This is a genomic window from Cryobacterium sp. TMN-39-2 (genome assembly GCF_004402745.1).
Lineage (GTDB): Bacteria > Actinomycetota > Actinomycetes > Actinomycetales > Microbacteriaceae > Cryobacterium > Cryobacterium zongtaii.
Map to the genome: position 1 here is coordinate 22,600 of NZ_SOFX01000027.1, position 20,454 is coordinate 43,053.

Here is a 20,454-nt window from a genome sequence, read left to right on the forward strand (position 1 = left end):
GCGCTTTGTCGTGCACCGATGCTCAGTGCAGGGATCGGCGGAAGCCGAGGAGTCGGAACGCCACGGTCACCTCGGTCGACCCTGGCGGCTCGGTAGGGTGTGCGAGGTCTGTGGAGGATGTGTGGTGCGAGGACGGGCCCATGCCGATGAGGGCGGCAACGTCGTCGGGGGAGAGCACCAGGACCCTGGAGAGGTCCGCCGTGGACTCCAGGTGAAAGCCCGGCGCCAGGCTGGCGACCAGGTCGTCGGTCTTGTTCCCGTGCACGTCCAGGGCCAGGCCGGCGGCGCGCAGCTCCTGGAGATGGCTGGCGTGCGGCACCACGACGGCGAGAAGTGCTCCGGGAGCCAGGATGCGATGGAACTCGGCCGGATTCCGGGGAGCGAACACGTTGATGGCCACGTCAGCGGCCCCGTCCCGGATCGGCAGCGGCGACCAGACATCCGCGACGAGCCCGTCCGTGGTCGAGCGTGGCTCGGTGAGACCGGCCCGGACCGTTCGTGCGACCGCGGCCGCTGACAGGTCCATGGCCAACGCCGCGACGCCCGGGGTACGGGATAGCGGGGAACCGGGGGAGTGGCCGGCGGAGGCGGCTTGCAGGGCCCCCCGGAGGTAATAGCCGGTGCCGCAGCCGATGTCGATGACTCGGTGCGGGGATTCGGCGGCCACGAGAGCGCTGAGGGCCTCGCGGAGTTCGGTATACCACCCGCGTTCCAAGAAGACGTCGCGGGCGTCCAGCATGGCGGCGGAATCGCCGATGAGTTTGCGTGAACCGACCATGAGGGACGCGAAGCCCCGCCGGTTCGTGTCGAAACGGTGGCCGGTGCTGCAGGCGAGAACCCGGTCGCCGGCCGGGACGAGGTCGCCCAAACAGTTCGGGCACCGCAGCCACTCAGACAGAGTCTGGAGTGGGTGCGGTGCCCTAACCGATTCGGCTGAGGAACTAGTGGTGATCGCCGTGGCTTTCTTCGAGTTCCTTGGTCCCGACCGGGGCAATCCGATCTTCGAAGAACCAGCGGGACAGGCCGGCACGAACCCGCTGAACCGGGGACACCTTGCCCTGGGCGTTCGGAGTCAACTCGAGCGGCTTGTAGTTGGTGTAGCTGACCAACTTCCAACGCTCGTACTCGTCGACGGGCTGGTGCACCTCGATGTACTCGCCGCCGGGCAGACGGACGATGCGACCGGACTCGTAGCCGTGCAGGACAATCTCCCGGTCCTTCTTCTGCAGCGCCAGGCACACACGCTTGGTGATGAAGTAGGCGATGAATGGGCCGAGGATCACGACGGCCTGAAGGGTGTGGATGACACCCTCCATGGTCACCGAGAAGTGCGTGGCGATGATGTCCGAGGACGCCGCCGCCCACAGGCCGGCGTAGAACGTGACACCCGCGGCGCCGATGGCCGTGCGGGTCGGCGCGTTGCGCGGACGGTCCAGGATGTGGTGCTCGCGCTTGTCACCGGTGATCCACGCTTCGAGGAACGGGTACAGCAGGACAACGCCGATGAACATGCCGAGGCCCACGAGGGGGATCAGGATGTTGAACGACCAGGTGCCGCCCAGACCAACCCATTCCAGTCCCGGCGGAATCAACCGGAGGGCGCCGTCGGCAAAGCCGATGTACCAGTCCGGCTGGGTCCCGGCGGACACCGGTGAGGGGTCGTACGGTCCGTAGTTCCAGATCGGGTTGATCGTGAAGAACGAGGCCATCAGCATCACGACGCCGAAGACGATGAAGAAGAATCCACCGGCCTTGGCGGCGTAGACCGGGAGCACCGGGTAGCCGACGACGTTCGTGTCCGTGCGGCCCGCTCCGGGGTACTGGGTGTGCTTGTGCACCACGACGAAGAGCAGGTGCAGCGCGATCAAGGCGACGATGATCGCCGGAAGGAGCAGGATGTGAAGCGAATACAGACGACCGACGATGTCGGTGCCGGGGAACTCGCCGCCGAAGAGCAGGAACGAGATCCAGGTTCCGACGACGGGGATGCCCTTGACCATGCCGTCGATGATCCGCAGGCCGTTTCCGGAGAGCAGGTCGTCGGGCAGGGAGTAGCCGGTGAAGCCCTCAGCCATGGCCAGGATGAACAGGACGAAGCCGATCACCCAGTTCAGCTCGCGAGGCTTGCGGAAGGCTCCGGTGAAGTAGATGCGCAGCATGTGCAGTCCGATGGATGCCACGAACAGCAGCGCAGCCCAGTGGTGTACCTGACGCATCAGCAGTCCGCCGCGCACGTCGAAGGAGATGTCCAGCGAGGAGGCCATGGCCACCGACATCTCCACGCCCTTGAGAGGCACGTAGGAGCCCTCGTAGTGCACTTCGGCCATCGAGGCCTGGAAGAAGAAGGTCAGGAACGATCCGGACAGCAGGATGATGACGAAGCTGTAGAGCGCCACCTCACCGAGCAGGAAAGACCAGTGATCGGGGAAGATCTTGCGACCCAGTTCCTTGACCGCGGTGGAGATGCTGGTGCGCTCGTCGATGTAGTTCGCCGCGGCGCCGGTGAAGCCACCGGACTTCTTCGACTCGGCGGGTTTCATATCGGTTGTGGTACTCACTGTCGCTCCCAAAAGCTCGGTCCGACCGGTTCAAGGAAATCGCTCTGCGCGATGAGGTACCCCTCGGAGTCCACGGCGATGGGCAGCTGCGGAAGGGCACGTTTGGCGGGTCCGAAGATGACTTTCGCCTGGTCGGCCACATTGAACTGTGACTGGTGGCAGGGGCAGAGGAGGTGGTGCGTCTGCTGTTCGTACAGGCCGACGGGGCAGCCTACGTGTGTGCAGATCTTGGAGTACGCGACGATCCCGTCGTAGGACCAGCTGGCCCGCTCGGGCGTTTCGATGAGGTCCTCGGGCTTCATGCGCACGAGGATCACCACAGCCTTGGCCTTCTCTTCGAGCCGGCCGTGCTCAAGATCCATCAGGCCCTCCGGGATCACCGCGAAGGACGAACCCAGGGTGACGTCCGAGGCCTTGATCGGCGCACCGGACGGGTCCAGGGCCAGCCTGGTGCCCTTCTCCCACATGGTCTGCTTCAGGAGGGCGACGGGATCCTGGTCCATCGGGGCGAGCCCGCGGAACAGGACGACGGCGGGGAGCGGGAAGACCACGAGGGCCCCGATGAGGCTGTTGCGGATCACGGCGCGTCGGCCGATACCGGACTCCGTGTTGGCTTCCTGGAAGATTTCGACCGCGCGGGCGCGGGTCTCGTCGCTGCCCCGGACCGGGTGACGCTCGTCCACGCCCTCCTCGTCGTGCATCAGCGCCTTGCCCCAGTGCACCGCACCGATGCCCAGCGCCAGCAGTGCCAACGCGAGCCCGATCCCGATGAACAGGTTGTTCAGCCGCACGGAGCCCGGGTCTTCGGGGACGATCGGGAAGATGATGTACGCCGCGATGGCGAAAATGCTGCCGACGATCGACAGGTAGAACAGGGTGTACACCGTGCGCTCGGCGCGCTTCTCGGCGCGCGGGTCGAGGTCGGTGATCCGGGGGCGGTGCGGCGGGAAGCCGGGATTGGCCACGGCGTCGCGGGCGACGACGGCGGTGCCGACGGCGGCCGTGACGTGCTCGACACTCGAGGAGTCGGCAGCGGTCAGATCCTTTCCGCTGGTCTCATCGCTGGCCATTGTTCTCCTTCGTGGGCGCTGTCTGTGCTGGGTGTGTCATTGCCGGGTGCCGATCAATTCGATTTCGCCGTGATCCACACGGTCAGGGCCACGATGGCACCCAGACCGAAGATCCAGAGGAAGAGGCCTTCGGACACCGGTCCGAGGGATCCGAGGGCGAATCCACCCGGCGACGGGTTGTTCTCGATGTACTTGAGGTAAGTGATGATGTCGCGCTTGTCTTCCGGCGAAACGTTCATGTCGTTGAACACCGGCATGTTCTGCGGGCCGGTGATCATGGCCTCGTAGATGTGCTGCGGGGTGACGCCGTCCAGCGCGGGAGCGTACTTGCCCTCGGTGAGCGCGCCGCCTGCTCCGGCGACGTTGTGGCACATGGCGCAGTTGATCCGGAACAGCTCGGCGCCGGCGGCGGCGTCGCCCTCGGCATCCAGGTATTCGGCTTCGGGGATGGCAGGGCCGGGCGCGAGGGATGCGACATAGGCGACGAGAGCCGCGGTCTGCTCCTCGGTGAACTGCACAGGCTTGACGATGGCCTGCGGGCCGTTGGCCTGCATGGGCATGCGCCCGGTGCCGACCTGGAAGTCGACGGACGCGGCGCCCACGCCGATCAGGCTGGGACCGGTGCCGGTTCCGTCGGCGCTGAGGCCGTGGCAGGTCGCGCAGTTCGCGGCGAAGAGCTTCTCGCCCTCGCTGACGGTCTGCTGCGACGCCGTTTCGGTCTGCGCGGTGGCCGTGCTGGTGCTGATCATCGCGTACGCGCCGCCGGTGAAGAGCAGGCCGATCGCGATCAGGGCGACGCTGGCCAGCGGGCTGCGCCGACCGCTGCGACGTGTGCGGCCGTTGGTAGGTTTCTGAGTCCTGGGCATACTGAGTGTGTCCGCTCCTGCTTGTTATTTAAGAACGTAGATGACCAGGAAGAGCCCGATCCACACGACGTCGACGAAATGCCAGTAGTACGAGACCACGATGGCGCTGGTGGCTTCCTTGTGACCGAAGTTCTTGACCGCGAAACCGCGACCGATCACGAGGAGGAAGGCAATGAGTCCGGCGGTCACGTGGATGCCGTGGAATCCGGTGGTGAGGTAGAACGCTGAGCCGTAGGCGTTGGAGGCGAGGGTGACGCCTTCCGACACGAGGGTCGCGTACTCGAGGACCTGGCCGGAGACGAAGATGGCGCCGAGGGCATAGGTGAGGAAGAACCACTCGACCATTCCCCACTGGCTGGGCTTCCACCCGGTGGACCTGGCCTGCAGGCGCTCGGCAGCGAAGACGCCGAACTGGCAGGTGATCGAGGAGGAGACCAGGATCAGGGTGTTCACCAGGGCGAAGACGAAGTTGTGCTTTTCCGTCTCGAACTGCCACAGCTCCGGCGAGGTGGACCGCAACGTGAAGTAGATGGCGAAGAGGCCAGCGAAGAACATGACCTCACTGCCCAGCCAGACAATGGTGCCAACCGCCACGCTGTTGGGCCTGTTAACTACGGGAATGGTCGCCCGGGGAGTAATTGAGGTCGTCGTCACTATTCCATTATGACCGATTCCTCCACAGGTTTTTCTCAAGGTGAAGTGCCATAAGACCCTAATGTGAAAATTGGTATCCCCAACCGAGGCCCGACGACGCCGAAATACCGGTCGGGGGAGCGCCGGCGCTTAAGATTGGGCCATGCTCGAATCCCAGTCATGGCCCGCCGTTCTTGATGCCCTCCTGCGTAGAGAGGACCTGAGCGTCGCCGATGCGGCGTGGAGTATGGAACGCATCATGCTCGGCGAGGCCACCCCGGCCCAGTTGGCCGGATTCCTGGTGGCTCTGCGCGCCAAGGGCGAGACCGTCGATGAAATCGTCGGTTTCCGCGACGCGATCCTCGACCACGCCGTTCCGCTGAACGTCAACTCGATGGGGCTGGACATCGTCGGCACCGGGGGAGACCGGTTCGGGACTGTGAACGTCTCGACCATGGCGTCGATAGTGTGTGCGGCAACCGGTGTGCCGGTGATCAAACACGGCAATCGGGCGGCCAGTTCGGCATCCGGTTCGTCGGACGTGCTTGCCGCGCTGGGCATCGACCTGACCCTGTCGGCCGACGCTGTGGCCTCGATCCTGGCTGCCACGGGCATCACCTTCGCCTATGCTGCCGCGTTCCACCCCGGTTTTCGGCATGCCGCTGCCGTTCGGTCCGAGCTGGGTATCCCCACGGTGTTCAATTTCCTCGGCCCTCTCGTCAACCCGGCCCGGCCGGAAGCTTCCGCCGTCGGTGTGGCCAACCTCGACAGGGTCCCTCTGTTCGTCGGGGTGTTCCAGACCCGCGGAGCGTCGGCGTTGGTGTTCCGCGGCGACGATGGCCTCGACGAACTCACCACGACGGGGCACAGCCACGTGTGGGAGGTCTCCAGGGGTCTGGTCACCGAGCACGACATCGACCCGCGCGACCTCGGCATCCCGCGGGCGACCATGAGCCAGCTGATCGGTGGTTCGCCGGAACACAACGCGGCAGTGGTGCACTCGGTCCTCGCCGGAGAGCAGGGACCGGTGCGGGACATCGTGCTGCTGAACGCGGCAGCGGGCCTGGTCGCCTACGACCTCGCCCACGATCCCGCTCAGTCCCAGGTCAGCATCCTGGACCGGTTCCGGGCGAAACTCGCCGTGGCCGCGCAGGCCATCGACTCCGGCGCCGGAACCGCGAAACTCTCCGACTGGGTGCAGGCCAGCCGCGCCTGACCTGCACCACACGGCGGTTTGACGGTCAGAGCACGTCCTCGTCGACCCAGTCGAAGGTCTTGGTGACGGCCTTCTTCCAGTTCCGCAACTGCCGGGCGCTCTCGTCTGCGCTCAACTTCGGTGTCCAGCGGCTGTCTTCCTGCCAGTTCGACCGCAGCTCGTCCAGGGTGCTCCAGAAGCCCACCGCCAGGCCTGCCGCGTACGCGGCGCCGAGCGCGGTGGTCTCCGCCACAACCGGGCGGATCACCGGCACACCGATGATGTCGGCCTGGAACTGCATCAGCAGGTTGTTCTTGATCATTCCGCCGTCGACCTTGAGCTCGGTCAGCGGCACCCCGGAGTCCGCGTTGACCGCGTCGAGGACCTCGCGGGTTTGGAAGGCAGTGGCCTCCAGCGCCGCCCGGGCGATGTGGCCCTTGTTCACGAACCGGGTCAGGCCCACCAGGGCGCCGCGCGCATCCGAACGCCAGTACGGCGCGAACAGGCCGCTGAACGCCGGCACGAAGTAGGCGCCGCCGTTGTCATCGACCGTGGCGGCCAGCGTCTCGATCTCCTCAGACGACGTGATCATTCCCAGGTTGTCGCGCAGCCACTGCACCAGGGCGCCGGTGACGGCTATCGACCCCTCCAGCGCGTAGTGCGGTTCGGCGTCGCCGAGCTTGTAGCCCAGGGTGGTGAGCAGGCCGTTCTTGGAGTGGATGATGTCGGTGCCGGTGTTGAAGATCAGGAAGTTACCGGTGCCGTAGGTGTTCTTCGCCTCACCCTGGTCGAAGGCGGCCTGGCCGAATGTGGCGGCCTGTTGGTCACCGAGGATGCCCGCGATGGGCACCTCCCGCAGCAGGCTGTGCTCGTTGACGGTGCCGTAGACCTCGCTGGAGGACTTGATTTCCGGCATCATCGACTTCGGTACGTTGAAGATGCTCAGAATCTCGTCATCCCACTGCAACGTCTCCAAGTCCATGAACAGGGTGCGACTGGCGTTGGTGACGTCGGTGGCGTGCACGCCGCCCTCCAGGCCGCCGGTGAGGTTCCAGAGCACCCAGGAGTCGGTGGTGCCGAACATCAGGTCGCCGGCGTCCGCCTTCGCCCGCGCTCCCTCGACGTTTTCGAGGATCCAGACGATCTTGGTGCCGGAGAAGTAGGTCGCCAGTGGCAGGCCCACCTTCTGCTTGAACCGTTCCACGCCGCCGTCGGCGGCGAGACGGTCGACGATGGGCTGAGTGCGGGTGTCCTGCCAGACGATGGCGTTGTAGACGGGCTTGCCGGTGGTGCGGTCCCAGACCACGGCGGTTTCCCGCTGGTTGGTGATGCCGACAGCGGAAATATCGTGCCGGGTGAGGTTGGCCTTGGAGAGCGCCTGGCCGATCACCTCACGGGTGTTGTCCCAGATCTCCATCGGGTTGTGCTCGACCCAGCCGGCGCGGGGGAAGATCTGCTCGTGTTCGAGTTGTCCGGTCGAGACGATGGACCCCGAGTGGTCGAAGATGATGGCGCGTGAACTCGTGGTGCCCTGGTCGATGGCGAGTACGTACTTAGCCATGGTGTACCTCCTTGTACGTTGCGTGATGGCTTGAACAGACTATAAAACCGTGAGGCGGTTTTCAGGTGGACTGATGCACAGCGAAGCAGGCCAGTCCGGGGAGGGACCGGCCTGCCACGGTCATACCATGGGCAGCCAGACCAGCGATGCCCAGCCCGCCAGGACTCCGCCGATGACGGGTCCGACCACGGGGACCCAGGAATAGGCCCAGTCCGAGGACCCCTTGCCCTTGATCGGCAGGATGAAGTGCGCGATCCGGGGGCCCAGGTCACGGGCGGGGTTGATGGCGTATCCGGTCGGGCCACCGAGTGAGACGCCGATGACCAGAACGAGGAGGGCGACGGGCAAGGCGGCTACGGCCCCCACGTCACCGGACTGGCCCCAACCACCGAAGGCGAACACGACGAAGACCAGGACGAAAGTGCCGATGATCTCGGTGACGAGGTTCCAGCCGTAGGAACGGATGGCCGGCCCGGTCGAGAAGGTACCGAGCTTGTTCGCCGGTTCCGGTTCCTCGTCGTAGTGCTGCTTGTACGCCAGCCAGACCACCACGGCGCCGAGGAAGGCGCCGAGGAACTCGCCGGCCAGATACACGAGCGTCGAAAGGAAGTTCACCGGGACGTCCGCAGCACCGCCGAAGGTGTCGGAGCCCGATGCAACGATGCCGAGGGTGACGGCCGGGTTGAGGTGGCCACCGGAGTTGTACGCGACGACCACACCGACGAAGACCGCGAAGGCCCAGCCGATGGTCACCATCAGGAAGCCGCCGCCGAAGCCCTTGTTCTTCGTCAGGGCCACGTTCGCCACGACACCACAACCGAGGAGGGTGAGCATCCCTGTGCCCAGCACCTCCGACAAAAACACTAGACCGATATTGTCCACGATGACCTTTCTCGTAGTAGCGAGATGCCGGCAGTACCGGAGCAATCCCTTCGCGGTGAGCGATTTCGCAGTCACCATAGCGCGGGCGGGGCGTGAGCGAAATAGTCCCGATGGGCTGCATCATCTGCCTCTTACCGAGACCGTTGGCAGCGCGTAGGTTGGGCACGGAGCACAGTTGCGTGCCCGGCGCTCTAGCCTGCGCCGATCGATCCCGACGAAATGAAGGAATGGTCATGAAAAAGCTTGTCAACGACCCGAAGAACGTTGTCGACGAAGCCGTCGCAGGTTTCGGTGCCGCGCACGCGGATATCGTGCGAGTCTCGCTGGATCCGGTGTTCATCGTGCGAGCCGACGCGCCGGTGGCCGGCAAGGTCGGTATCGTCAGCGGCGGCGGCAGCGGGCACGAGCCTCTGCACGGTGGATTCGTCGGGTCGGGCATGCTGGACGCCGCCGTGCCCGGCGCCGTGTTCACCTCGCCGACACCCGACCCGATCCTGGCCGCGACGAAGGCCGTCGACGGGGGAGCCGGGGTGCTGCATATCGTGAAGAACTACACGGGCGACGTGCTGAACTTCGAGACCGCGGCGGATCTGGCCGAGGCCGATGAGATCGAGGTGCGCACGGTGATCGTCAACGATGACGTCGCCGTGAAGGACTCGCTGTACACCGCGGGGCGAAGGGGAGTGGCGGGCACCGTGCTCGTGGAGAAGATCGCCGGTGCGGCCGCCGAACGCGGTGATGACCTGACGAACGTGGCGACCGTCGCCGAGAAGGTGATCGGCCAGGTGCGCTCCATGGGCGTAGCCCTGACCCCCTGCGTCGTACCGCACGCCGGCGAGCCGAGTTTCACCCTGGCCGACGACGAGATCGAGATCGGCATCGGCATCCACGGCGAGCCCGGGCGCGAGCGGATCAAGCTCGAACCGGCCGACGCCATCGTCGACCGGATCCTCGGTCCGATCCTGGACGACATCCCCTACGCATCCGGAGACAAGGTTCTGCTCTTCGTCAACGGAATGGGCGGGACGCCCCAGGTTGAGCTGTACATTGTATTTCGACGGGCCGCCGAAGTTCTCGCCGAACGAGGCATCGAGGTGACTCGCACGCTCGTCGGCAATTTCACAACATCACTGGAGATGCAGGGCATGTCGATCACGATTCTCAAGCTCGACGATGAGTTGACCGCCCTGTGGGATGCTCCGGTGCACACAGCCGCACTGCGGTGGGGAAAGTAGGGAAGACCGAATGAGCGTAGACGTCGCATGGGCCCAGGCCTGGATCAGGAGCAGCGCGAAGGTTCTCTCCGAGCACCGCGCCGAGCTGAACACCCTCGACCGCGAGATCGGCGATGGTGATCACGGCGAGAACATGGACAGGGGCTTCCAGGCCGTGCTGCCCAAGCTCGATGCGCTGGCCGACGCTGCCACGCCCGGCGAACTGCTCAAGACTCTCGCGGCGACGCTCATTTCCACCGTCGGCGGTGCGGCCGGTCCGCTCTACGGCACGGCGTACCTCAAGGCCGCCGGCGCCGTGAGCGGGGCTGCCGAACTCGACGGCCCGGCCGTCGTCGCCCTTCTCACGGCCGGGCGGGACGGCATCGTGCTGCGCGGCAAGGCCGAATCCGGTGACAAGACGATGGTGGATGCCTGGACCCCGGCAGTGGAGGCGGCCGTCGAGGCCGAAGCCGCCGGGGCCAGCCCCAGCCTGATCCTGGCCGCCGCCGCTGACGCCGCCGAGGCCGGCGCGGTCGCGACCGAACCCTGGGTCGCCCGCAAGGGACGGGCGAGTTACCTGGGGGAGCGGGCCATCGGCCATCGCGACCCCGGCGCCCAGTCGACGGCGCTCATCCTGCGCTGCGGTGCCGATGCGGCCGCACAGTCCTGATCGTGGCTGACCTCAACGACGCTGACCAGGGCGTGGCAGCGTCCCGCGTCGGCGTGGTGTTCGTCTCGCACAGCGTCGAAATAGCATCCGGTCTGGTGACACTGGCCCGTCAGATGGCCCCTAACGTCGCCCTGGTGGCCGCGGGTGGAATGGACGACGGCGGCATCGGCACCAGCTTCGACAAAATCGCGGCAGGCATCGAGGAGGCTGACCACGGCAGCGGCGTCGTGCTCCTCTGCGACCTGGGCTCGGCCATCCTGACCGCGGAAACGGCGGTGGACTTCCTCGACGACGAGGTGCGGGCACGGGTGCGCATCGCCGACGCACCGCTCGTGGAGGGCGGCGTGTCTGCCGCCGTGGCCGCCGAGATCGGGGGAGACCTCGCGGCGGTGCTCGCGGCGGCCGAGTCGGCCGGTGGCGCCGGGTCGGCACCGGCAGATGCCGCGCCGCCCGCACCGGGCACAGCCGGTACCCAGGACCTGCCGCAACCGGTCAGCCGCACGGTGACCTTGCGGAACCGGGACGGGCTGCACGCCAGGCCGGCGGCCGACTTCGTGAAGCTCGCCAGCCAATTCGACGCTGAAGTGTCCGTGAACGGCAAGGACGCGCACAGCCTGCTGGGCATCATGTCGCTCGGACTGACCCGGGGGATGAGCGTGGAGATCTCCGGACCCGACGAACGATCGCGGGCGGCGGTAGACGCCCTGGCCGAGCTGATCGAGACCGGCTTCGGCGAAGAATAGTTTCCGCGCTGCCGCTGGTTGGCTGGGCGCGCTGCGGGGGCGTACGCTGTGGCCATGGTCCAGAATGAGAAATCCTCGGCCCAGGCTCACCGCAAGGGCGCCAACCGCTTGTTCGACTGGGTAGAAGACCGACTCCGGCCCGCCTTCGACTCGCCGCCCGTCGGCACCTACGACGCGGCCGAGACGACCGGGCTGGCCCAGTGCCCGGTGTGCGGCCGGCCGATGACCGAGCACACCATCGAGCACTCGGCACATGACACCGTGTTGAACTGCCCGGTCCCGCACCCCGGGGCCTGGGACCGGGATGCTTTCGAGCCGGTGAATGAATACGGCATGGTGATCCGTCGTCGCCCGGACGAGGGCTTGCCGGAGTGAGTCTGCGCGGAGTGCGACCGCAGGTGGCGGTCGTCACGCGGATCGCCGACGAGCTGTGAAACCCTCAACCCGAGATTGATTCTCGGTCCGATTTCCGCTTGTTGACATAATGTGCATTATCGGTCATGTTCCAATCCCGGGAAAACAGGGTCGGTCCTCGTTCATCCGGCGTTGGAAACTCTCCGGCTAGATCCCCATCACTGCCCGCCTGGGTCGGCTCGGCAGGGTTTTCGATCGCACGCCGGTCACGGAACGAGAGCGTGCGGAAACCCGAAGGCGCCGTAGGAACGACGCCGGTGGCACCAGTCGTCGCACCCCTTCCGGCTGAAACGGTGCGGCCCGAGCCCAACGCATATTATGTCAAGAAAATCGGCTCAGGCGCCGACGTACGCCGCCAGATGCTGGCCGGTGAGGGTGGACCGTGCGGCGACGAGGTCGGCCGGAGTTCCCTCGAAAACGATCCGGCCGCCGTCGCGACCGGCGCCGGGACCCAGGTCGATGATCCAGTCAGCGTGGGCCATCACCGCCTGGTGGTGTTCAACGACGATGACAGTTTTGCCGGCATCGACCAGCCGGTCCAGCAGGCCGAGAAGCTGTTCGACGTCAGCGAGGTGCAGGCCCGTCGTCGGCTCGTCGAGAACGTACACGCCGCCCTTTTCCGACAGGTGCATGGCCAGCTTCAGCCGCTGCCGCTCTCCCCCGGACAGCGTCGAGAGCGTCTGGCCCAGGCTGAGGTAGCCGAGCCCCACGTCGGCCAAGCCGACGACAATGGCGTGCGCGGCCGGGATCCGGGCCTCACCGGCGCCGAAGAACGCCACGGCCTCGGTGACCGACATTGCGAGAACCTCGCTGATATCCCGGCCACCGAGCCGGTATTCCAGCACGGATGCGTCGAACCGCTTGCCCTCACACACCTCGCAGGTGGTTGAGACCGTCGCCATCGGGCCCAGGTCGGTGAAGATCACGCCGGCTCCGTTGCAATTCGGGCAGGCGCCCTCGGAGTTGGAGCTGAACAGGGCCGGTTTGACACCGTTGGCCTTTGCGAAGGCCTTGCGAATCGGCTCGAGCATTCCCGTGTAGGTGGCCGGGTTGCTCCGGCGTGAGCCGCGGATCGCGCCCTGGTCGATCGATACCACGCCGGCGCCGGCGGGGATCGATCCGTGCACCAGCGAACTCTTGCCCGAGCCGGCCACGCCGGTGATGACCACGAGCACCCCGAGTGGGATGTCGACATCGACGTCCTCAAGGTTGTGCTCCGTCGCGCCACGGATCTCCAGGGCACCGGTGGGCGTGCGCACGGCCTTCTTCACCCTCGCGCGGTAGTCGAGGTGGCGGCCGGTGAGGGTGTCGCTGGCTCGGAGGCCCTCGAGGGTGCCCTCGAAGCAGACCGATCCGCCCGCCGTGCCGGCGCCGGGGCCGAGGTCGATGATGTGGTCGGCGATGGCGATCATCTCCGGCTTGTGCTCCACCACGAGCACGGTGTTGCCCTTGTCCCGCAGGCGCAGCAGCAGCTCGTTCATCCGCTGGATGTCATGCGGGTGCAGGCCGATGGTGGGTTCGTCGAAGACATAGGTGACGTCGGTGAGCGACGAGCCGAGGTGCCGGATCAGCTTGGTACGCTGCGCCTCTCCCCCGGACAGGGTGCCGGCCGGCCGGTCGAGCGACAGATAGCCCAGGCCGATCTCGGTGAACGAATCGAACAGGTGCTGCAAAGCCGCCAGCAGCGGGGCCACCGACGGGTCGTGAATGGTGCGCACCCACGCGGCGAGGTCACTGATCTGCATGGCGCAGGCATCCGCGATGTTGACGCCGTCGATGCGGGACGACCTGGCGCCCTCGCTGAGACGGGTGCCACCGCAGTCCGGGCAGGTCGCGAAGGTGACGGCGCGGTCCACGAAGGCGCGAATGTGCGGCTGCATGGCCTCACGGTCCTTGGCCAGGAACGATTTCTGCACCTTGGGGATCAGGCCCTCGTAGGTCATGTTGATGTCACCGACCTTCACTTTGACCGGCTCCTTGTAGAGGAAGTCGTGCCGTTCCTTCGTGGTGTAGTCACGGATCGGCTTGTCGGCGTTGAGGAAGCCGGAGCCCGTGAAGATCTTGACGCCCCAGCCTTCGGCGGTGTAACCGGGGATGGTGAGCGCACCCTCGTTCAGCGACTTGGAGTCGTCGTACAGCTGGGTCAGGTCGATGTCGTTCACGGTGCCCATACCCTCGCAGCGCGGGCACATTCCGCCTGTAATGCTGAAGCTGCGCCGTTCCTTGGTCGTGGTGCCGCCTCGCTCGATGGTGACGGCGCCGGCGCCGGAGATGGATGCGACGTTGAAGGAGAACGCCTGCGGCGAGCCGAGGTGCGGCTGGCCGAGCCGGCTGAACAGGATGCGCAGCAGCGCGTTGGCGTCGGTGGCTGTGCCGACCGTCGACCGGGCGTTGGCGCCCATCCGTTCCTGGTCGACGATGATCGCGGTGGTCAATCCGCTGAGCAGGTCGACATCCGGCCGGGCCAGCGATGGCATGAAGCCCTGCAGGAAGGTGCTGTAGGTCTCGTTGATCATCCGCTGGGACTCCGCGGCGATGGTGCTGAACACCAGTGAGCTCTTGCCGGAGCCGGACACGCCGGTGAACACGGTCAGTCGGCGTTTGGGGATCTCGACGCTGATGTCCTTGAGGTTGTTCTCCCGGGCGCCCTGCACCCGGATCAGGTCGTGGCTGTCGGCAACCTGGTTGGACGACGGCGGGGCCGTGGGGGCTGAAGCGTTCATCGTGTCTCCAAGAATGGGTGCCGGGGCTCTGCAGTCGACCAGCTTCGAGCATACGTGAGGATCGCCATGGTCACCGGGCAGTTTGATTGTCGGGTCGACGGCGCGTAGCCGTGGGAGCGGCATCGGATTAGGTTGGCGCCATGCCCAACACCGTCGGACCCACCAGCGCAGTCCTCGCCATCGCCATCGACCCTCGGCAGCTGAGCGCCAGAGAGATAAGCGGGATCCGGGTGGCCTTCGCGGTCAGCGCCGTGGTGGCCATCGCCATCGGGGCGATCCTGCTGGTCTGGACCGAGGCCACCCTCACGGTCATCGCGGTGTTGTTCGGGCTCTATTTCGTGATCAGCGGTGTCGTCAGGATCGCGCGCGGGGTGGCCAGCACCGGGTCGGCCGCCGGCGGCCGGGTGCTCAATATAGTTCTCGGCGTGCTGGTGCTGATCCTGGGCATCCTGGCGCTCCGGAACCCCGAGGGGTCGTTGGCCGTTCTCGGACTGGTCGTCGGCATCGTCTGGATCGTCGAGGGCGTGGCGGCGCTGGTGGAGTACACCACGGACTCCAGCCGCTGGCCCGGAATCCTGCTCGGCGTCGTCGGCGTCCTGGCGGGCCTGATCGTGCTGTTCGCCCCGGTGCAGACCATCGGCGTCCTCGTCACGATCGGCGGCATCATGCTGATCATCTCGGGACTCGTTCAGCTGGTGCGCGCGTTCACCTTCGGGCGGGGCGTCAGTGCCGGGTGACTGACGGTACTAGCTGGTGAAGTCGGAGGTGTCGCCGACGTAGCGGGTGTTGTTCGCCGGGACCGGCTCGACGGCGGCCAGTACGATCTCCGCGGCGAACTCGCTGACGTTGTACAGCTTGCCGGCAGAATCCTGGCGGGCGCTGATGGCACCGGGATTCGCGCGCTCGAGCAGGACCGCCGTGATGGTGCCCTGGATCATGTCACCGGAGACGACGACAAAACCGATGCCGGCCTCGGCAAGTTCGGGGATGACGGCGCGGAGCGCGTCCTCGCCGGCACGCTTGCTGCGGGCCACCGGCTCGTAGACGGCCACATTCGACGCGGTGTCGACGAAATGCGCCTGGTGGCTCGTGATGAAGACCACGCGGGCGCCGTCGCTGAGCAGCGGCACGGCCGCGGTGAGCAGGTTGACCTGGGCGTCGCGGTTCAACTGCATGGCATAGTCCTCGGCCATGCCGGACTCCATGCCGCCGGAGGCATTCATCACGAGGATGTCGAGTCCGCCGTACTCGGCGCGGATGGTGTCGAACATGGCCGAGACGGATTCCGCGTCGGTGAGGTCGGCGGCCACGGTGATCGCGGTTCCGCCGGCGGCGCGGATGGCGTCGGCCAGCTTGGTGGCGCGCGCTTCCTTGTTGCGGTAGTTGATGACGACCTTCGCGCCGGCTTCGGCGAAGTAGGCGACGGTGTCGGCTCCGATCCCCCGGGACGAGCCCGTGACGAGGATGCGCTTTCCCGAGAGACTGCCGGGCTGGAGGGGATTCATCGTAGGTGTGCTCACGGTGATAAACACTACCAACATGCCCAACACCTCCAAGTGCTAGCGTCATCTGCAAGCGACGCTAAGAGGGGCGACGACATGGTGGATTTGACGGACTACCTATGGATCGTATGGCTGGTCTTCATCCTGGTCTGCGTCATCATCGAGCTGCTGACCTTGGATTTCACCTTTCTGATGATCGCCGTCGGCAGTCTCGCCGGGCTGGGAGCGAACCTGCTCGGCTGGGAATGGTGGGTGCAGATCCTCGTCGCCGGCGCCGTGTCGGTGCTGCTGTTGCTGCTCATCCGCCCGGTGCTCTTACGCCTGATGGCCAAGAGCGCGGCGGCAGTGCCACCGAGCAACGTGGCCGCGCTGATCGGCATGGGCGGGCGGGTGTCCTCCACCATCGCCGAACTGGGCGGCCTGGTCAGGCTCGACAACGGCGAGACCTGGACGGCCCGCCTCTCCCCCGACCGGACCCAGACCCGCATCGATCCCGGCGAGCGGGTCCTGGTGTCGGCCATCGAAGGCTCCACAGCTGTTGTCGTCCCCGAGGAAAGGACCGATTAACGTGCCAAATCTCGATCAACTCCTTCTCCAGATCTTCGTTGTGGTCCTCATCATCGTCGTTCTGGTCTTTGTCGTGGTGGTGCTTGTGCGCACCATCCGCATCATTCCGCAGGCCAGTGCCGGTGTCGTCGAACGCCTCGGCAAGTACCACAAGACCCTGATGCCCGGCCTCAACATCCTGGTGCCGTTCATCGACCGGGTGCGGCCGCTCATCGACATGCGCGAACAGGTGGTGTCTTTTCCACCGCAGCCGGTGATCACCGAGGACAATCTGGTGGTGTCGATCGACACCGTCGTCTACTTCCAGGTGACGGATGCCCGCGCCGCGACCTATGAGATCGCCAACTACCTCGGTGCGGTCGAGCAGCTGACCACGACCACCCTGCGCAACGTGGTCGGCGGGCTCAACCTTGAAGAGGCTCTGACCAGCCGGGACAACATCAACGGGCAACTGCGGATCGTGCTGGACGAGGCCACCGGGAAGTGGGGCATCAGGGTCGGCCGGGTGGAGCTGAAGGCCATCGACCCGCCGCACTCGATCCAGGACTCGATGGAGAAGCAGATGCGCGCCGAACGAGACCGCCGAGCTCTGATCCTCACGGCCGAGGGCACCAAGCAGTCCGCCATACTCACGGCGGAGGGCGCGCGTCAGGCCTCGATCCTGCAGGCGGAAGGCCAGGCCAAGGCTGCCGTGCTGCGGGCCCAGGGAGAGGCGGAGGCCATCACCACGGTCTTCAAGGCCATCCACGACGGCGACCCCGACCCGAAGCTCCTCGCCTACCAGTATCTGCAGACCCTGCCCAAGCTGGCGGACGGCACGGCGAACAAGCTCTGGATAGTGCCCAGTGAGCTGACCGAGGCGATGAAAGGGATCGGTCGGGCCTTCGGCCCGAATCCGGTTGCCGGCTCCCACCCGGCTGCCGCCGACGCAGCCGGGATCGGCCCAGAGACCCCGGGACCCGATCGTGAACGCTGACCTGACGACGTTCCTGTCCCCGCCAGGGCCGCGGATCCTCGCGCACCGGGGCCTGAGCACGCAGGCGCGGGAAAACACCCTGCTCGCCTTCCTGCAGGCCATCGTCGGCGGGGCTACGCACCTCGAAACAGATGTGCACGCCAGCAGCGACGGCGTCGCCGTGATCAGCCACGACCCGGTCCTGCCGAATGACGGCCCGGCCGTGAACGCTCTCACGATGGCCCAGCTCAGCCGGGTCGACCTCGGCGCGGGCCAGACCTATTGCTCGCTCGCGGAGGCGTTGGCCGCCTTCCCGGACGCCAGGTTCAACATCGACGTCAAGTCCGCCGACGCCGTGTTGCCCGCCGCGCGCGCCATCCGGGCCGCCGCCGCATCCCGCCGGGTGCTCCTCACCTCGTTCTCTGAGAGCCGGCGACGTCGGGTGCTCCGGGCCGTCCCCGGAGCGGCGACGTCGGCGTCTGCCCAGGGAATCGCCCTGATGCTGGCCGCGGTCGGACTCCGGCAGCACTGGGCGCTCCCCCGCATCCTGCGCGGGGTCCACGCCATCCAGGTTCCGGTTCGGGCCGGACGGCTGCGCATCGTCACCCCGCGGGTGATCAACCGGATGCATGCCATCGGCGTGGAGGTGCACGTGTGGACCGTCAACGACCCGGCCGTGATGGCCCGGCTGTTGGCGCTCGGCGTGGACGGTCTCGTCACCGACCGATGCGACCTCGCTGCCCATGTGGTCGCCCGGCGGTGAAACCGTCTGCGACAGGCGGCGGTTTCTGAGAGATCCCCGCGAGATCGGCGGTAACGGAAAGATAACGCACAGCTTGATGGTTTAGAACTGTGAATGCATCGCGAGAGGAGACCACACGATGGCAGATCGTAGTTTGCGTGGCATGAGGTTGGGTTCACAGAGCCTGCAGAGCGAAGAGGGCGTGACCTTTTCCCCACGCGTGAGTCACACGTACTTGTGTGCAACGTGCGAACGCGAGACGGTGATGATTTTCTCCGCCGAAGCCGAGGCACCAGATGAGTGGGAGTGCCGTTTCTGCTCCCAGACCGCAACCCGGTTGGTTGATTCGAAGCCCGTGGTCGTCGACCACTCCGACGAAAAGATCGCCCGCACCCACTGGGACATGCTCCTGGAGCGTCGCACCCGGGCCGAGCTCGAAGAGCTGCTGGAGGAACGCCTCGCGGTCCTGCGTCAGCGTCGGGGCCAAAAAGTCGGCGCGTAACCGGCTCAGCGGGCAGCCTGGCTCCCGCGCACACACCTGACGGCGTCGGCTAACCCCGGCGCCGTTTGCGTATCTTCGCGCGGTCGGCGACAACCGGCGCCGGCGCCAACCGGGGGCCGGCGTCGGAGAGCCCCAGGGCTCTGGCCGACACGACGCAGAACAGCAGCCCCGCCAGGCCGAGGCCGGACACGAACCATTCCAGGGGCCGTCCCGCCGTCATCGCCGGTGTGGTCGACACGCTCAGCGGAACGGTCTGGATCATGGCACCGGGCACCCAGGTGGGCAGGCTGTCGAGCGTCTCACCGTCCGGCGTGACGATAGCGCTCGTTCCGACGGTCGAGATGTTCACCACCGTGCGTCCGGCCTCGATGGCTCGGAGCCTCGCGATCGCCAGCTGCTGCACCGACTCATCCGTGCGACCGAAGTCTGCGTTGTTGGTCTGGGCCAGGATGATCTCGGCGTCGTCGTCGATCATCTCGTGCACGAGCTGGTCGTCGGCGATGTCGAAGCAGATGGCGATGCCCGCGATGATGCCGTCGATGTCGAAGACATTGTCCCGGGTGCCGATCTCGTAGTCCCGGGACACCAGGTCGATCAGATCGGGCGCGAACGGTCGCCAGAAGGCCCGGTCCGGCATGTACTCCGCGAACGGGACCGGGTGCACCTTGTCGTAGAGGTCGACGGCGCCGTCGTCGGCCTTCCAGAGCAACGAGGTGTTGTAGAACTTGCCGTCCCGCTCGGTGATGGTTCCGGCGATCAGTGGAGCATCCATGGCCCGGCTGATGTAGTCCGCAACGCGGGCCGATTCCGTCGAGCGGAGCGGGTCGACGTCGATGCCGTTCTCCGGCCAGACGACGAAGTCGACAGGTTCACCCACCAGTGGCAGGGTCGCCGAGACGTGGTCGTTCAGGATCTGGCCGGGTTCATTCTGCGCGAATAGGCCGGCGTCGGAGGCGCCCTGCACGGCCGCGATACGGGCGGTCCCGCTTTGCAGGGTCGGCCAGGCGGGGAACGCCAACAGCACCGCCACCGCGGCCACCGCGATCGCAGACCTGGCGCCGACGCGCACCCCGGGCTCGCGGCACAGTTGCACGGCCAGGGCGCTGAGCCAGACCATCACAAAACTGAGACCGGACATGCCCACCCAGGCGATGAGCCCGTTGAACGGGCTCTCGGATTGGGAGATGGCGATGCGGCCCCAGGCGAAACCACCGTATGGCCACACCGCGGAAATCGCTTCGCGAGCCGTCCACAACCCGGCGACGACGACCGGCAGCACACCGATCCGGCCGGCGACGGACGGCCAGAGTCGTGGGCCGACGTTCAGCACCACCGCGGTGAGCGCCAGGCCGACCGCGAAGAAGAGCGCCTCGAGCCCGGCCAGGGCCAGCCAGGGCACCGGGCCGAGGTACAGGGTGAGCCAGCTGATGTGGATGAGCCAGAACGACAGGCCGGCCACCAGGCCGACCAGCAGGCCCGTCCAGGGCCCGCGTCCGAGTAGGGCCAGGAACATCAGCGCCGCACCGACGGGGGCCAGGATCCACCAGGACCGATCCGGGAACCCGGCGTCCATGATCGCGCCGGCGCCGGCGGCCAGCAGAATCGCCGCCCACAGGGGCAGGCCGGTGCGTCGGAGTATGCCGGTGTTCACTTCAAT

Annotated in this window: 20 protein-coding genes; 10 read left to right on the forward strand and 10 right to left on the reverse strand. The window is 66.5% G+C overall.

All coding sequences use genetic code 11. From position 1 onward, the window contains the following. Positions 1–22 precede the first annotated feature (22 nt). The 5 genes from E3O57_RS08175 to E3O57_RS08195 form a co-directional block, all read right to left on the reverse strand. The gene (locus tag E3O57_RS08175) at positions 23–868 is read right to left on the reverse strand and encodes a hypothetical protein (protein WP_103479472.1); all 846 of its coding nucleotides are present in this window, start codon (positions 866–868) and stop codon (positions 23–25) included. 73 nt (positions 869–941) lie between these two features. Next, complete coding sequence (locus tag E3O57_RS08180; protein WP_174776331.1) at positions 942–2,540, reverse strand: ubiquinol-cytochrome c reductase cytochrome b subunit; 1,599 nt, start codon at positions 2,538–2,540, stop codon at positions 942–944. 14 nt (positions 2,541–2,554) lie between these two features. Beyond that, positions 2,555–3,628 (reverse strand): ubiquinol-cytochrome c reductase iron-sulfur subunit, encoded by a 1,074-nt coding sequence (locus tag E3O57_RS08185; RefSeq protein WP_088456183.1) that lies wholly within the window; start codon positions 3,626–3,628, stop codon positions 2,555–2,557. A gap of 53 nt (positions 3,629–3,681) precedes the next feature. Beyond that, positions 3,682–4,494, reverse strand: a complete 813-nt coding sequence (locus tag E3O57_RS08190) for a cytochrome c (RefSeq protein ID WP_088456184.1) — start codon at positions 4,492–4,494, stop codon at positions 3,682–3,684. Positions 4,495–4,518: 24 nt separating this feature from the next. Beyond that, entirely contained in the window at positions 4,519–5,148 is a 630-nt protein-coding gene (locus E3O57_RS08195; RefSeq protein WP_370289929.1) for a heme-copper oxidase subunit III, read from the reverse strand. A gap of 142 nt (positions 5,149–5,290) precedes the next feature. Between E3O57_RS08195 and trpD the strand changes: the two genes are divergently transcribed. Next, the gene (gene trpD / locus E3O57_RS08200) at positions 5,291–6,343 is read left to right on the forward strand and encodes an anthranilate phosphoribosyltransferase (RefSeq protein WP_103459783.1); all 1,053 of its coding nucleotides are present in this window, start codon (positions 5,291–5,293) and stop codon (positions 6,341–6,343) included. 25 nt (positions 6,344–6,368) lie between these two features. Here trpD and glpK read toward each other — a convergent pair whose 3' ends face one another. Together glpK and E3O57_RS08210 are read right to left on the reverse strand one after the other, a co-directional pair. Then, a complete protein-coding gene (gene glpK / locus E3O57_RS08205; protein WP_088456187.1) occupies positions 6,369–7,883 on the reverse strand; it encodes a glycerol kinase GlpK in 1,515 nt (504 codons plus the stop codon). Positions 7,884–8,003: 120 nt separating this feature from the next. Next, positions 8,004–8,717 (reverse strand): MIP/aquaporin family protein, encoded by a 714-nt coding sequence (locus E3O57_RS08210; RefSeq protein ID WP_241990371.1) that lies wholly within the window; start codon positions 8,715–8,717, stop codon positions 8,004–8,006. Positions 8,718–8,998: 281 nt separating this feature from the next. On the opposite strand from E3O57_RS08210, the gene dhaK reads away from it, so the two are divergent. The 4 genes from dhaK to E3O57_RS08230 are packed head-to-tail and all read left to right on the forward strand — an operon-like array spanning position 8,999 to position 11,767. Further along, a complete protein-coding gene (dhaK, locus tag E3O57_RS08215) occupies positions 8,999–10,000 on the forward strand; it encodes a dihydroxyacetone kinase subunit DhaK (RefSeq protein WP_103460016.1) in 1,002 nt (333 codons plus the stop codon). Between the two features lie 10 nt (positions 10,001–10,010). Continuing rightward, positions 10,011–10,649: a dihydroxyacetone kinase subunit DhaL gene (gene dhaL / locus E3O57_RS08220; RefSeq protein WP_088456190.1), complete on the forward strand. Its 639-nt coding sequence runs from the start codon at positions 10,011–10,013 to the stop codon at positions 10,647–10,649. A 2-nt stretch (positions 10,650–10,651) separates the two neighbouring features. Next, on the forward strand, positions 10,652–11,392 hold the full coding sequence (dhaM, locus tag E3O57_RS08225) for a dihydroxyacetone kinase phosphoryl donor subunit DhaM (protein WP_241990350.1): 741 nt from the start codon (positions 10,652–10,654) through the stop codon (positions 11,390–11,392). A gap of 54 nt (positions 11,393–11,446) precedes the next feature. Next, entirely contained in the window at positions 11,447–11,767 is a 321-nt protein-coding gene (locus tag E3O57_RS08230) for a hypothetical protein (RefSeq protein ID WP_088456191.1), read from the forward strand. Positions 11,768–12,141: 374 nt separating this feature from the next. On the opposite strand, the gene E3O57_RS08235 is transcribed toward E3O57_RS08230, so the two are convergent. After that, on the reverse strand, positions 12,142–14,529 hold the full coding sequence (locus E3O57_RS08235; protein WP_088456192.1) for an excinuclease ABC subunit UvrA: 2,388 nt from the start codon (positions 14,527–14,529) through the stop codon (positions 12,142–12,144). Between the two features lie 140 nt (positions 14,530–14,669). Between E3O57_RS08235 and E3O57_RS08240 the strand changes: the two genes are divergently transcribed. Continuing rightward, complete coding sequence (locus E3O57_RS08240; protein WP_103479473.1) at positions 14,670–15,266, forward strand: HdeD family acid-resistance protein; 597 nt, start codon at positions 14,670–14,672, stop codon at positions 15,264–15,266. A gap of 9 nt (positions 15,267–15,275) precedes the next feature. On the opposite strand, the gene E3O57_RS08245 is transcribed toward E3O57_RS08240, so the two are convergent. Further along, positions 15,276–16,034: an SDR family oxidoreductase gene (locus E3O57_RS08245; RefSeq protein WP_088456194.1), complete on the reverse strand. Its 759-nt coding sequence runs from the start codon at positions 16,032–16,034 to the stop codon at positions 15,276–15,278. 93 nt (positions 16,035–16,127) lie between these two features. Between E3O57_RS08245 and E3O57_RS08250 the strand changes: the two genes are divergently transcribed. The 4 genes from E3O57_RS08250 to E3O57_RS08265 all read left to right on the forward strand — a co-directional run bounded on the left by E3O57_RS08250 (position 16,128) and on the right by E3O57_RS08265 (position 18,797). Next, positions 16,128–16,598 carry an NfeD family protein gene (locus tag E3O57_RS08250; RefSeq protein ID WP_103479474.1) on the forward strand — a complete coding sequence of 157 codons (471 nt, stop codon included), beginning with the start codon at positions 16,128–16,130 and terminating at the stop codon, positions 16,596–16,598. Position 16,599: 1 nt separating this feature from the next. Then, positions 16,600–17,574, forward strand: a complete 975-nt coding sequence (locus E3O57_RS08255; RefSeq protein ID WP_370289932.1) for an SPFH domain-containing protein — start codon at positions 16,600–16,602, stop codon at positions 17,572–17,574. Next, positions 17,564–18,316: a glycerophosphodiester phosphodiesterase family protein gene (locus E3O57_RS08260; protein WP_241990351.1), complete on the forward strand. Its 753-nt coding sequence runs from the start codon at positions 17,564–17,566 to the stop codon at positions 18,314–18,316. The genes E3O57_RS08255 and E3O57_RS08260 overlap by 11 nt, the downstream gene beginning before the upstream one ends. Before the next feature lie 118 nt (positions 18,317–18,434). Next, positions 18,435–18,797 carry an RNA polymerase-binding protein RbpA gene (locus E3O57_RS08265; protein ID WP_088456196.1) on the forward strand — a complete coding sequence of 121 codons (363 nt, stop codon included), beginning with the start codon at positions 18,435–18,437 and terminating at the stop codon, positions 18,795–18,797. Positions 18,798–18,846: 49 nt separating this feature from the next. Here the strand turns inward: E3O57_RS08265 and lnt are convergent, their stop codons facing one another. Then, positions 18,847–20,448, reverse strand: a complete 1,602-nt coding sequence (lnt, locus tag E3O57_RS08270; protein ID WP_241990352.1) for an apolipoprotein N-acyltransferase — start codon at positions 20,446–20,448, stop codon at positions 18,847–18,849. Positions 20,449–20,454 lie beyond the last annotated feature (6 nt).